The organism is Bacillus tuaregi (genome assembly GCF_900104575.1).
GTDB classification, from domain to species: domain Bacteria; phylum Bacillota; class Bacilli; order Bacillales; family Cytobacillaceae; genus Bacillus_BD; species Bacillus_BD tuaregi.
On sequence record NZ_LT629731.1, the window covers coordinates 3486988 to 3499969 of the forward strand.

The following is a 12982-nucleotide window of genomic DNA, read 5'->3' on the forward strand; positions in this document are numbered from 1 at the left end:
TAAGGAAGCGACGGAGCTCTTAGCTCCGTCGCTTTTATGATTCCCTCAGCTCCACTCTAGTGTCTGTCAATCAATTGACATGTCAGCATCGCTTTACCAACCAAAACGCCTTCATTAAAAACTTCAATATCTACCTTCCCGAATTTCCGACCCACTTCCAATATTTTAGGATATATCTCAAGCATACTATCTAATTGAACCGGTTTGAGGAAATAGGTCGTCATATTTTCAACGACAAGGTCGCCTTTCTTGTAGCCTCTTAACACCCGGTTAGCAGCTTCAAAGACAATTGTTGTGAATACTCCATACGAGACGGTTCCATGGTGGTTTGTCATTTGCGGTGTTACCTCAAAGCGATAGACATCGTCCCCTTTTGTTTTCCCCTTCATCATACTGATTTGGTTTGTTATGATATCATCGATTGTTTCACCGACCTGTGGCTGTCGTTGAATCATCTGTAAAGCCTTCAATACATCCTGACGACTGATGATTCCCTTAAGCTTATTAGAATCGTTTACAACAGGAAGCACTTCAATACTTTCCCAAACCATCATATGTGCCGAAGAAGCGACACTCGTTTTCTCACCAACTGTCATTGGATTTTTGGTCATGATTTTTTCAAGGGTTGTATCATGATCATGTCCAATAACATCTTTTGAAGTAATCATACCTTGAATTTTTAAATTGGCATCTGTAACCGGAAAACGGCTATGACCAGTTTCTCGGTTTAGCTCATACCAATCTTTAATTGTATCGGTTGTTTTTAGATAACGAGTTTTTTCAAGGGGGGTTAAAATATCCTCTACCAAGATAATTTCCTTCTTAATTAATTGATCATCAATGGCACGATTGATCATCGTAGCTGTTGTAAAGGAATCGTAGCTGCTTGAAATGACAGGCATGCTTAGTTCGTCCGCCAGCTTCTTGACTTCGTCATTTGTATCAAAGCCGCCTGTAATCAATACAGCTGCGCCGGCCTTTAAGGCTAGTTCATGTGCGTTCACCCTGTTACCAACAATCAACAGACTTCCAGCATCAATATAACGCATCATCGCATCCAATTGCATGGCACCGATGACAAACTTATTTAATGTTTTATGAAGACCTGATCTGCCTCCTAGGACCTGACCATCGACAATATTGACAACTTCAGCAAAAGTTAGCTTTTCAATATTTTCTTTCTTTTTTCTTTCAATTCGTATCGTACCAACTCTTTCAATTGTACTAACATAACCTTTATTCTCTGCATCCTTAATGGCTCTATACGCTGTTCCTTCACTTACCTCTAATGCCTTGGCGATCTGCCGCACCGATATTTTTTCACCGATTGGTAATTCATCAATGTGTTGAAGTATTTGCTCGTGTTTCGTAGCCAAGACTCTCACCCTCTACTTAATTTCAGTTACCCTAGTATATTCTCTATTATAAGGGTCTCAGCTAACTGTTTCAATTGATTGACATTTTCTGTTTCAATTTCTCCATATTTTTAGTTTTATTGGTAAAATCGGGCTTTGATTCTTTTTCTCTTATACATAGATATCTGTTGCTTTTTTTTCTTATTTGGCGTATATAACAGACCTGTTAAATTACCAGCAATGACCATTAAGGCTAACGCAAGCCAAAATAGAGAAAATAGCCCTTCTGTTCCCCCTGCTGAAATAGATAATCGGGGGACTGCATAATAAAGCAGCATCCCACTGGCCAGTAGACAAATAACATAACGATTTTTTTTACTCAAAACCATCCACCCCTTTTTTCTATTACTACTAATCTATGCGAACAAGCTCTCAAAAAATCACTTCATACAAAAAAATCGTGTGACACTATGTGCACACGATTTCAAAGTTGATACAGATTATAACTCGATACCTTCACCTGGATTTAATACTTTTCCATTTTCATCTTCCAGCAATTTGATAAATTCCTGAGGATCCTGCTGAATCACTGGGAATGTATTATAATGAATTGGAACAACAACCTTTGCACCTAAAAGCTTTGCAGCATAGGCAGCATCGTCAGGACCCATTGTGTAATTATCGCCTATTGGCAGAAACGCCACATCAATCGGATGTCGCTCACCAATTAATTTCATATCTGAGAATAATGCTGTATCTCCTGCATGGTAAATCGTTTTTCCTTCAGCTGTAAATAAAATTCCTGCAGGCATACCACAATAAATGATTTCCTTTCCCTCAAGCTGCATGCCTGTACCATGAAACGCCTGTGTCAGCTTTACTTTAGCGAAATCAAATTGATAGGCTCCACCGATATGCATTCCATGAACTCGTAATCCCTGCCAGCTTAAATAGGTAGAAAGCTCATCATTGGCAATAACAAGAGAATCGTTTGCCTTAGCTAGCTGAACAGTATCCCCGACGTGATCCCCATGGCCATGAGTTAGGATAATCACATCCGGCTTTACATCCTCAACCTTTAAATCTGTTAATCCATTTCCAGTAATAAAGGGGTCAATGAGAATCGTCTTACCCCCCGTTTCAATTTTCACCACTGAATGTCCATGATAAGTTACCTTCAAAGTTCCCACTCCTTTTACATACTATATTTGGCATTTCAACCCAAAGCAGGCTAATTGAATTGGACCTTGATAAATTGAGGCCGCTTCCTCTTTTAGCTGCTCGAGTCTTCCGTAATGAGGTAGATGGGTTAAGACTAGCTGTTTGACCTTAGCTTCATGTGCTAATTTTCCTGCAAACGTGCTTGTCATATGTCCTGCCTTTGAAGCTTCCTGTTGCCCATAGAAATTACATTCGCACAGCAGCAGGTCTGCCTCATTCGAGAATTCTATTAATTCCTCTTTAAAAGCAGTATCTGCTGTATAAACGATAGATTTCCCTGCAGCCTCAAACCGCATTGCATAGCATTCAACAGGGTGGTTCGTACGTAAGAAACGAACAGAAAAAGGGCCAACCTGCAAAATATCCTCTGGCTGATATGCCATACCCTTTGTAATTTGTTTATAGGTCAAATTTGTAAACTCATGTTGGTTGAATGGATGGGCATATATAGGAAGACACTCCATTTTCACACCTAAATAGCCCTTTATGAGTCTTGCATGCTGAAGGACACCTATATCTGCAATATGATCAGGATGATAATGCGAAATCATTACAGCATCAAGACTTTCTGGCTGGACAAGACTTTGCAGCTTTGACAGCACACCGCTACCACAATCTAATAATACAGTATACCCGTCATGATCTAGCAGATAACCTGAACTTGCCTCATTTACCTTCGGATAACCACCCCAAGGTCCTATTATTGTTAAGTCCATTAATCCATGTACCTCACTCTCATATAAGTAATTATATTCTATTATTGGTATTATTCACAAAAATTATTTGATATTTAATAATATTTACATATTATTAAAGTTGTTTTAAAACAGACATTGACAAATGTCACACTGTTATATTACAATGAAGACACGAAATCGAAATAGAAAACGAATTGGAGGGAACATCATGGTAAAGAATATCATTGAATTTTTCAGAAATCTACCAGCTAAAAAATGTATGGAATGCGGTAAAGAAATCGAAGAGCAGGCAGATTGCTACGGCAACAAATGTGACCATTGCATGGGCCTTCACGACCTATAATTCTAGCACTTGTTTACGATACCAATAGCTTACGAGATACTTAAACTGTTATATAATAAAGGCCAATGATATTTGGCTTTTTTATTTACCCAAAAAAGAAACTGCCCGAGAGCAGTTTCTTTTTTGTCTTAATCAGACAAGATTTAGTCACATTTCAAACTTTCCTGCAGATAATCAAGCACGTTATTGACGGCTTCCTCCCCTTGCTGTATGCAGGCTGGAAGGCCCACACCATTATAGGAGCTACCTGCAATAAAAATACCGGGAAGTGTTTCCTGCAAGCCTTTTGTTACCCTTGCAAGTCGTTTCTGATGCCCGACCGTATACTGCGGCATGGCATGTGACCAACGAGATACAAGAGCAAGCTCAGGATCCTGATTAATCGTTATCGTGTTAGACAAATCTGACAACACATTCGTTACGATTTGGTCATCTGATAAATCAACAATCGCTTCCCCACCAGACCTTCCGACAAAACAACGGAGCAGCACTTTTCCATCCGGTGTCGTATGCGGCCATTTTTTATGCAGCCAGGTACATGAAGTAATCGTATAATCACTATTTCGTGAAATAAGAAACCCGGTCCCATTTATATCCTGTTGAACCGCTTCCTTAGGAAAACCTAAGGCAATGGTCGCAACCGATGTAGACGGCACATCCTTAAATTCCTGAAAAAACTCATAGTCTGAGAATATTGTATGAACGGTTTGATGTGGAACAGCCATGACAATACTATCCGCAGTCAATAATTCCCCGCCATTTAGTTCAATTTCATACCTTTTTTGCCTTTTCTTGACCTTATCAACCCTAAAGCCTAATTTAATAGAATCAGGCTCAAGCCTAGCTGTTATAGCATCCGCAAATGACTGAAGACCCGTTTCAAAGGCTAAAAAGGCTCCCTTACGCTCTGCTGGAGATTCCTTCGGCCTTGGAGGAGCACCTTTTTTCATACCTATAATCAAACTGCGATACTTTTTCTCCACTTGATAAAAATGAGGAAAAAGCGTCATTAGGCTCATCTTATCAATATCTCCAGCATAGATTCCCGATAGCAGCGGTTCAATTAAATTCTCAACCACTTCATCTCCTAACCTTCGACGGAAGAATCCTCCCAATGACTGATCATCAACTGCCTGAGAACGAGGAAGAATTAGGTCTGCTGCAGCTCGTAATTTTCCAGGTATCGAAAATAGCCTCGTGGTCATAAAAGGTAGAACTTCAGTTGGAATCCCCATCACGGCTCCACCCGGAATCGTATGCAACTGATCATTTGCCATGATGAAGGTATTGCCGGGGATATTATGAACCAATTTTTCTTGCATTCCTACTTCCGCTGCAAGCCGAACCGCTTTTTCCTTTGTCTCTAAAAAAGAATCCGGGCCTCTTTCAATTAAATACCCATCTTTTTTGAATGTCTGCATTTGGCCACCAAGGCGATGTGACGCTTCTATCAGTTTCACAGTATATGGTAATTGGTTTTCACGCACCTCTTTTTGCAAATAATAAGCGGCTGTTAAACCAGTAATTCCTCCACCAATAATTACAATCTGTTTTTTACTAGCTGACATCTTTCATCGCCTTCTTTTTAATAGAATATCAATTATCAATGGCTATTCGCTTTAACACGACGTCTGCAAGGGCATCGATAAATTCCGGCTGGATATTGGGCATTTCTGGTCGATAATAAGCGGCATCAAGAGCTTCGCATACCACTTTGCATTCATAATCATTGTCATATAAGACCTCAAGATGGTCCGATACAAACCCGACTGGTACATACACAAATGCTTTGTATCCCTTCTCTTCAAATAGTTGCTTTGTTAAATCCTGGACATCCGGCCCCAGCCATGGATCCGGTGTATTTCCTGCACTTTGCCAGCCGATTTCATAATCAGCTACACCGGCCTGCTTTGCAATTAAGTCAGCACTTTCCTGAAGCTGTTCGGGATAAGGGTCACCCAACTTCTTAATTTTTTCCGGCAGACTGTGTGCGGAAACAATGAGGACGGCCTGTTCTCTTTCTTCACTGGACATCCGCTCGAAGGTTTCCTTCACTTTATGAGACCAGTATTGAATAAATTTCGGCTCATCATACCAGCTGTCAATACTGATCATTTTCGGACCGCCGATTTTCTCCGCTTCCTCCTGTGCTCTCCCATTATAGGATTGAATACTGAAGCTTGAAAAATGAGGCGCAAGAACAAGGGTAACGGCTTCCTCTATTCCATCCTCATGCATCTTTTTTACTGCATCTTCAATAAATGGCTCAATATGCTTTAATCCAAGATACAAATGAAACTCGATGGCATCCTGACTGTTATTTAGATGTTCCTCAAGCTTTTTTCCCTGTTCTTGAGTTATTTTTGCTAAAGGAGAAAGACCTCCAATTGCTTCATAACGACTTTTGAGGTCATCGAGCATCTCCGGAGATGGCTTTCTGCCTCTTCTAATATGCGTATAATAACGCTCTATGTCTGATTCCTTGTATGGTGTTCCATAGGCCATTACAAGCAGGCCCATTTTTCTTTTCATTACGTAATCCATCCCTTCAACGCCCTGCTATTTAGACAATTTCTCTGTTGAATACTCGTGAATAAAGGCTGTCAGCTTTTTCAAGGTTTCAGGGTTCACCTGTGGAAATACTCCATGTCCTAGGTTAAAGATATACCCAGGCTTCTCCATTCCTTGATCAAGAATCGCTCTTGCCTTTTCTTCAATAACCGGCCATGGTGCCATTAAAATAGTCGGGTCTAGATTCCCTTGAATGGCCTTGGTAACTCCTAGCCTTCTTGCTTCTTGTATCGGCAAACGCCAGTCCAATCCAACGACATTTAGCGGTAGGTCATTCCATTCAAGCGCTAAATGACTTGCTCCTACTCCAAACATAATAAGAGGTACATTCTCTTCACTTAAAGCGGCGAAAATACGATTCATGACTGGTTTAATATAATAACGATAATCCTCGACATTTAAGGCTCCAACCCACGAGTCAAAAATTTGTATCGCTTTTGCTCCTGCCTTAATTTGTGCTTTTACATATGTAATCGTTACCTCTCCTAGCTTGTCCATCAGCGCAAACCATGCTTTTGGTTCCGCATACATGAAAGCTTTTGTTTTCGTGTAATTTTTCGAAGGACCACCTTCAATCATATAGCTAGCAAGTGTAAATGGTGCACCCGAAAAACCAATTAATGGCACTGATAGCTGTTCCTGGGTTAGAATTTTGATGGTATCCAACACATATGGAACATCCTCTTCAGGATGAATCTCACCGAGCTTCTCAACATCCGCTAAAGAGGTGATGGGATTGGAAATAACCGGACCAATTCCAGACTTGATTTCAACGTCCACACCAATTGCTGGTAGCGGTGTCATAATATCTTTATAAAGTATGGCTGCATCTACCCCATATTGCTCAACAGGCAATCTTGTCACATAAGCACATAGCTCCGGCTGGTGTGTTATTTCAAATAATGAGTACTTTTGTTTAATTTCTCTATACTCCGGCTGAGAACGGCCAGCCTGTCTCATATACCATACGGGTACGTAGTCTGTTTTTTCTCCCCGTGCTGCCCTTAAAAACGTATCATTAATCCTTTTCTCCATTACCATAATCCCCTTTCAAGACATTTCTATTAATTAGTGTAATATACTAAAAGTATAATTACGAATAAGATAAGCACATTTATATGACAATTTCAATCATACCTTTTTCACCTATCCTTGTATAGTTTACCTTGTTTATTTTCGAAAAATTGACGTTTTTCTTAAATGATGCTACCAATAGACACTTTGATTGGACTGAATGAGAACCTTCCCTATCATTAATAGATATACTATAAATAGATAATAATCTTTGGGGGTGATGATATTGAAGCTCTATATAACTAGCGGTACTCAAGCTTATTTGAATAAACTGATTACGGAGCATCCGAATGAGGAACTTGTTTTGATGCAAAATGAAGATCAGTATATTCTTGTCCATCAAACACTTGCGACAACAATTTTTAAAGAACCGCGGAGATATGAAGTAATTGCTGCCTTAGGAAATATCCCTGAAACTGGTTTTGTTATTTTCCATTATATTCCCGTTACAGATGAAGGACGGCCGTTATTTGAATATCATTTCAAAAACCAGGCAATCACTCTAGAGCACGAGCCCAACTTAGCTGCTATCCGTGTCCTGCGTCCGCTAGGCTCTGATACATTCTTGATTATAACGGTCTGGAAACAGAAAACAGCCTATGAAGATTGGAAGCCGGCAAAGGCCTTTGAAGAAGTGTATTCCAAAAAGGACACAGGAAAATGGGGAAGAAAACTACCTAAAATATTTCCACGTCCTTCATATATGAAAAGATATACAATCGCCACTGATGATTAAGACGATATGCTTTTGAAGCAAGAATGAACGAAACATAAGTTTAATTATTTCCTCCATCGGACAGGTTTTTTCTGCTCACCGCTCTTGTTCTACCACATATTCTGTAAAAAGGGTTGAGGTATAAAATTGCCTCCCTTTTACAGATAATCAAGGCGAATAAGCAGGGAGGAACAAATATGGCAATAGAGCTTTCTGCCATCCATTTTTTATATGTACTGTTTATTGTTTTTATCATTGGTTTTATGGTGATGAGAAGAGATACAACACTGATTTGTATTATCGGTATTTTTGCCATTGCCATTATGGCAACTGGATCATTAGCCGGCTCTGTCATCAGCATATTTACAGGTTTTGTCTACGCTATTACTGAGCTGTTGCCTACCATCCTGATTATATCCATTATTGTAGCGATGAGTCGGTCCTTGACCATAACCGGAATCAACGATGTCATGATATCCCCTTTCTCACGTTTCATTCGTACACCGGGATTAGCCTATTGGATTATAGGTCTTTTGATGATGGTTATTTCATTTTTCTTTTGGCCTTCACCGGCAGTAGCTTTAATGGGGGCCGTCTTATTGCCTGTTGCGATTCGAGTCGGACTACCTGCATTAGGTGTTGCGATGGCGATGAACCTATTTGGTCACGGAATTGCTCTTTCAGGTGATTTTGTCATTCAGGCAGCACCAAAGCTGACTGGGGATGCAGCAGGCCTTCCTGTCCAAGAGGTGATTTCTGCCAGCATTCCACTTGTGATTGTCATGGGGGCAGTGACTACCGTTTGTGCCTTTTATTTTCTCAAGAGGGATATTAAATCCGGTAAACTGATAACAACATCACATGAAGTCACAGCTGTCCAGAAAACGTCCCAGCCTTCCCTCCTTTCCAACAATCAAAAACGCTTCTTTGCCCTTCTGATTCCCATTCTTTTTGCCATTGATGTTGCTGTCATGTCACTGCTTGATTTAACAGGCGGTGATGCTACCGCCTTAATCGGGGGAACATCTATCTTTATACTCATTCTCATCACCCTTGTCAGTCATAAATCAAAGGGTCTTGAACAAACAACGGATTATATCATTGAAGGATTTCAATTTGGCTTTAAGGTCTTCGGACCAGTTATTCCGATTGCAGCTTTTTTCTACTTAGGAGATGCCGGCTTTACCACCATTATCGGTGATTATCTACCGAAAGCCTCCAATGGAATTGTCAATGACTTGGGTGTAGCCCTCGCTTCTGCCGTCCCATTAAGCAAAGAGATCGCTGCTATTACATTAACTGCCGTTGGTACTATTACAGGTCTTGATGGCTCCGGTTTTTCCGGCATCTCATTAGCAGGCTCCATTGCCAGTCTTTTCGCAACTGCCATTGGTTCAGGAGCAGCTACGTTAACAGCCCTCGGTCAAATCGCAGCTATATGGGTCGGCGGCGGAACCCTTGTTCCTTGGGCACTTATTCCAGCTGCAGCCATTTGTAATGTAGACCCATTTGAACTTGCCCGCCGCAACCTATTACCAGTTACTATTGGTTTAGTTGTGACAACGATTGTGGCGATGTTTTTAATCTAAAGGTGTCAGGCACCTTGTTTAATTCACCTCAAAAAAGGGTGCCTGACACCACAAAAAGACAAAAGAGGTTAATTTGTCCATTTGCGGTGTCAGGCACCTTATCGCTTGGCGGCTTATCTTTTTGATAATACTCGAAGACGGTAGCAATTTTGCGCGGTTTCACCAAGCTGGTCAAGTAAATTGTAATTTGCAAAGGCACCGACAACGGCCCCAATGCCAGGAACGAGCTGCAGCATTTTGACAAAATCGATATGATCGCGGTATTCCTGTTGGAAATCCTGCCAGTCCATTTCAATCAGCTCGGCTTTTCTCTCATCCCATTCCTCGATGATCTTCATCATTTCAGCTCTTTTCTCAGCACTAGAAAACGCTAGTTGAAAGACCTGAAGCATGAAAATACGCTCTTCATATTCCTTTGTATCAAAGCCATAAATCGTTGCTGCTTCAAATAAAAACTTCATTTTAATAGATAACAACAAAGGAAAATCAGCTAGCCCCAGCAAAATACCGCCGGCTCCAGTTCCTGCTCCTTCAATCACGGCTGTTCTCCGATAAGCTGATAGTTTCTCTGCAAGGAGCTTATCACGCTCTAAGAGTGACTGAGTAGGATCATCACTTTTTCTCGTCATGAGCTGTGAACCGGTTAATGTCATCTTCACAAAGTTTTTTATGGCATCCGTCATAATTTCATGCGCTTTGTCGGGGATTTTTTCATTAATTTTCACCTGAACCTGTTTGGTCAGTCTCTGTACCATTTTGGGCTTCTTCAGCATTTTTTGTTTCCATGCCTGGATTTCTAGATAAGCTTGCTTTTCATACTCATTCACTGTGACCACTCCTTCATATACAATTACGTATGCGTAGGCAGATTGGTTTCACCACTTAAGCTTACATTAATTTTTCATTTTTCGTTTACTATAGAAGTAGACAAAATATAGACTAAAAATGACCCCTGCGACCAATGAAACCAGCGCAAACAAGACATCCCCTTTAATAGTTGCCACTAGCGACAAAAGGATGGACTGTGTCCATAAAACGTTACGGAGAAAATGAAGAAATGCCTTTTCCTTATCCTGCCCATTAATCGGATATAGCTCCAGGAGCGAATGATTCTGATGATGCTTCCATAACGGCAGCAGTTGAAAGCCTGTTAAATAGATAAATAATATAACGAGAATGACTTGACCAATTCCACTGGTTAGGAAGAAAATAACACCTGCTCCAATCAGTGTCAAACGGACAAATAAACCCCAATAATCTCCAGATCGCAAAAACGTCCTCATAAATAAAAAGGTATAGGATTCACTTTGGCGAAATGGAATTCGTACCAAGAGACCGTCAAGCCATTCCCTCCTTTTTATCCGGTTTTTCAGCTTTGGTACGTCTGTAAATAAATTAGCCAAGCGATAAAAGGAAGTCATTCTCCTTTCATCCTGTTCAATTAAAAATTCCCACTTTAACCCTTTATTCCTAGTCTGTTGTCTGTAATAAACATATAAAGCAATATGGATGAGCACACAGACTAGGGTGAGATAAAGTGCAGCATTTGAAAATAACAAATAAAGAAAAACTATGTTTACAAAAAAGCGGACAAGGGAATCAGTCCTATGCACAGCATTTTCACGGTAATACTGAACACACCATCTAATAAGGATGTTTAACCCTTTTACAATTAATATATAAAGTAAGAAGGGAAAAAAGGTCTTAAAATTCCCTTCATTGACCGCAGCATACATTGGCATAAAAACAGCTAAGCCAATAATGACTATATAAAGCTGTCCGATAAAGCTAATTAGCAGTGATTTCCTAAAATAACCAGTCAGCTTTGTTTCGAGCGGCAGAAGAAAGATGCGATCTGCTTCAGACATAAACGTAAATATTGGACTGTATGTTAAGACAAACGCTAGAAAAAGCGCCATAATGATAGCTGACGGAAAAGTATTCGGGATTGTTTTTAGCCATTCCTGATAGTAGTATGCCGCTGTACCAATCAAAAAGACGAATACAATTACAAGATGCCCATTAAATATATAGCGGAGGTAACGGGAAAGTTCTTTACTAGTCCGGCCAAACCGTTCCTTCCACAATAGCTTTTCATCAAACATTATCTTCTTCCTTTGTTAACTGAATATAAAGGTCATCAAGAGTTGCCCCCGGCATAGCAAACTCTTGGCGTAATTGGTCAAGTGTGCCATGCGCACGCACTTGACCTTCATGTAAAATAACAAAGCGATCACAATAGCGTTCAGCGGTAGCTAATATATGCGTGGACATTAAAATACCAGCACCATTTTCTTTCATTTGCTTCATTAAGTCTAATAAGGACTGAATACCGAGCGGGTCAAGACCAACAAAGGGTTCATCCACAATGTATAAAGAGGGCTCCACCAAAAAAGCACACATAATCATCACTTTTTGCTTCATTCCCTTTGAAAAATGGGCTGGGAACCATTTTAGCCTTTTGGCCATTCGAAACTCCTCAAGCAAGCCTTTCACCCGCTCTTGATAGACGGATTCTTCAAGCCCGTATGCCATGGCTGTTAATTTTAAATGCTCATCAAGCGTTAATTCATCATACAGAACAGGAGTTTCAGGAACAAATGTAAACTGCCTTCGATACCCTTCACGATTCTCATCAAATGTAGTTCCATTAATGGTAATCTCACCCTGATGCGGCTCCATCAAACCAATAATATGTTTAATCGTTGTGCTTTTTCCGGCACCATTCAGTCCAATTAAACCGACTAACTCTCCTTTATTTACTGAAAAGGACACATCCTTTAACACTGGATTCCTTGTGTAACCGCCTGTTATATTTTTAATTTCTAACAAAGACATCTAAAACGTCCTTCCTTTACTATGATTGAAGCATGCTAATACTCTACGCTTCCCTATCTATATATTGTAAGAAATCGGTTAATACCTTGTCCAGTTTAGACAAGTTTACTTAAGAATGCAGCCTCGATAATTTCTTTAGGCAAATTTCAGCTGATGTGTATATAAATTTTCATGTACGGACATTCTAATCTATGTAGGGGAAAGCAATTGATGATTTAACTCATCAACTAATTGAAATGAGGTGTCTGTCAAAGACAATGTCATTCAATAACACCCATATGCAAGAAAACGTTCCTATAAGGGGATGGTTGTAATGCAAATGTTGTATGAAAACCAAGTTGATCTTTTACACCGATAATTTCAAACCTTTGAAAATGAGGTGTTTATCAAAGACCATGTAACCGACATTTTATATGTTTGAAAAAACACATAAAAAATTGGGGATGGTTAGCTTGAACAAAGATCAGTTTTCTAAATAAACACAAGCATTTACCTAATAAATGAGGTGTTTACGGCAGAAAAGTACCTGTAATAGAACGTTGTATATGATCATTGATGATTAAATCTTCAACAAATTG

At 40.0% G+C, this 12982-nt stretch carries 13 protein-coding genes; 3 read left to right on the forward strand and 10 right to left on the reverse strand.

Annotated elements, in window-relative coordinates:
- Positions 1–56 precede the first annotated feature (56 nt).
- The 4 genes from BQ5321_RS19170 to BQ5321_RS19185 all read right to left on the reverse strand — a co-directional run bounded on the left by BQ5321_RS19170 (position 57) and on the right by BQ5321_RS19185 (position 3292).
- Positions 57–1376, reverse strand: coding sequence for a CBS domain-containing protein (locus BQ5321_RS19170; protein ID WP_071396017.1), 1320 nt, complete (start codon positions 1374–1376; stop codon positions 57–59).
- A 116-nt stretch (positions 1377–1492) separates the two neighbouring features.
- Positions 1493–1744 (reverse strand): hypothetical protein, encoded by a 252-nt coding sequence (locus BQ5321_RS19175; RefSeq protein ID WP_071396018.1) that lies wholly within the window; start codon positions 1742–1744, stop codon positions 1493–1495.
- A gap of 111 nt (positions 1745–1855) precedes the next feature.
- The gene (locus tag BQ5321_RS19180) at positions 1856–2536 is read right to left on the reverse strand and encodes a metal-dependent hydrolase (RefSeq protein ID WP_071396019.1); all 681 of its coding nucleotides are present in this window, start codon (positions 2534–2536) and stop codon (positions 1856–1858) included.
- A gap of 21 nt (positions 2537–2557) precedes the next feature.
- Complete coding sequence (locus BQ5321_RS19185) at positions 2558–3292, reverse strand: MBL fold metallo-hydrolase (RefSeq protein ID WP_071396020.1); 735 nt, start codon at positions 3290–3292, stop codon at positions 2558–2560.
- A gap of 190 nt (positions 3293–3482) precedes the next feature.
- On the opposite strand from BQ5321_RS19185, the gene yhfH reads away from it, so the two are divergent.
- On the forward strand, positions 3483–3617 hold the full coding sequence (gene yhfH / locus BQ5321_RS19190; protein WP_071396021.1) for a protein YhfH: 135 nt from the start codon (positions 3483–3485) through the stop codon (positions 3615–3617).
- 143 nt (positions 3618–3760) lie between these two features.
- Here yhfH and hemY read toward each other — a convergent pair whose 3' ends face one another.
- Genes hemY through hemE form a run of 3 tightly spaced genes read right to left on the reverse strand, consistent with a single transcriptional unit; the run spans position 3761 to position 7223 of the window.
- Positions 3761–5185 carry a protoporphyrinogen oxidase gene (hemY, locus tag BQ5321_RS19195; RefSeq protein WP_071396022.1) on the reverse strand — a complete coding sequence of 475 codons (1425 nt, stop codon included), beginning with the start codon at positions 5183–5185 and terminating at the stop codon, positions 3761–3763.
- 28 nt (positions 5186–5213) lie between these two features.
- Complete coding sequence (gene hemH, locus BQ5321_RS19200; protein ID WP_390622174.1) at positions 5214–6149, reverse strand: ferrochelatase; 936 nt, start codon at positions 6147–6149, stop codon at positions 5214–5216.
- Between the two features lie 27 nt (positions 6150–6176).
- On the reverse strand, positions 6177–7223 hold the full coding sequence (gene hemE / locus BQ5321_RS19205; RefSeq protein ID WP_071396024.1) for a uroporphyrinogen decarboxylase: 1047 nt from the start codon (positions 7221–7223) through the stop codon (positions 6177–6179).
- Positions 7224–7488: 265 nt separating this feature from the next.
- On the opposite strand from hemE, the gene BQ5321_RS19210 reads away from it, so the two are divergent.
- Complete coding sequence (locus BQ5321_RS19210; RefSeq protein ID WP_071396025.1) at positions 7489–7998, forward strand: antibiotic biosynthesis monooxygenase family protein; 510 nt, start codon at positions 7489–7491, stop codon at positions 7996–7998.
- A 176-nt stretch (positions 7999–8174) separates the two neighbouring features.
- Positions 8175–9566, forward strand: a complete 1392-nt coding sequence (locus tag BQ5321_RS19215) for a hypothetical protein (RefSeq protein WP_071396026.1) — start codon at positions 8175–8177, stop codon at positions 9564–9566.
- Positions 9567–9679: 113 nt separating this feature from the next.
- Here the strand turns inward: BQ5321_RS19215 and BQ5321_RS19220 are convergent, their stop codons facing one another.
- The 3 genes from BQ5321_RS19220 to BQ5321_RS19230 all read right to left on the reverse strand — a co-directional run bounded on the left by BQ5321_RS19220 (position 9680) and on the right by BQ5321_RS19230 (position 12404).
- The gene (locus BQ5321_RS19220; RefSeq protein ID WP_071396027.1) at positions 9680–10393 is read right to left on the reverse strand and encodes an EcsC family protein; all 714 of its coding nucleotides are present in this window, start codon (positions 10391–10393) and stop codon (positions 9680–9682) included.
- A 66-nt stretch (positions 10394–10459) separates the two neighbouring features.
- On the reverse strand, positions 10460–11671 hold the full coding sequence (locus BQ5321_RS19225) for an ABC transporter permease (RefSeq protein ID WP_071396028.1): 1212 nt from the start codon (positions 11669–11671) through the stop codon (positions 10460–10462).
- On the reverse strand, positions 11664–12404 hold the full coding sequence (locus BQ5321_RS19230; RefSeq protein ID WP_071396029.1) for an ABC transporter ATP-binding protein: 741 nt from the start codon (positions 12402–12404) through the stop codon (positions 11664–11666). Before BQ5321_RS19230 ends, BQ5321_RS19225 begins: the two co-directional genes overlap by 8 nt.
- Positions 12405–12982 lie beyond the last annotated feature (578 nt).

Coding starts and splice junctions, on each gene's coding strand:
- BQ5321_RS19175 (WP_071396018.1), bottom strand. CDS start 1,744: ATGGTTTTGAGTAAAAAAAATCGTTATGTTATTTGTCTACTGGCCAGT.
- BQ5321_RS19185 (WP_071396020.1), bottom strand. CDS start 3,292: ATGGACTTAACAATAATAGGACCTTGGGGTGGTTATCCGAAGGTAAAT.
- yhfH (WP_071396021.1), top strand. CDS start 3,483: ATGGTAAAGAATATCATTGAATTTTTCAGAAATCTACCAGCTAAAAAA.
- hemY (WP_071396022.1), bottom strand. CDS start 5,185: ATGTCAGCTAGTAAAAAACAGATTGTAATTATTGGTGGAGGAATTACT.
- hemH (WP_390622174.1), bottom strand. CDS start 6,149: ATGAAAAGAAAAATGGGCCTGCTTGTAATGGCCTATGGAACACCATAC.
- hemE (WP_071396024.1), bottom strand. CDS start 7,223: ATGGAGAAAAGGATTAATGATACGTTTTTAAGGGCAGCACGGGGAGAA.
- BQ5321_RS19215 (WP_071396026.1), top strand. CDS start 8,175: ATGGCAATAGAGCTTTCTGCCATCCATTTTTTATATGTACTGTTTATT.
- BQ5321_RS19225 (WP_071396028.1), bottom strand. CDS start 11,671: ATGTTTGATGAAAAGCTATTGTGGAAGGAACGGTTTGGCCGGACTAGT.
- BQ5321_RS19230 (WP_071396029.1), bottom strand. CDS start 12,404: ATGTCTTTGTTAGAAATTAAAAATATAACAGGCGGTTACACAAGGAAT.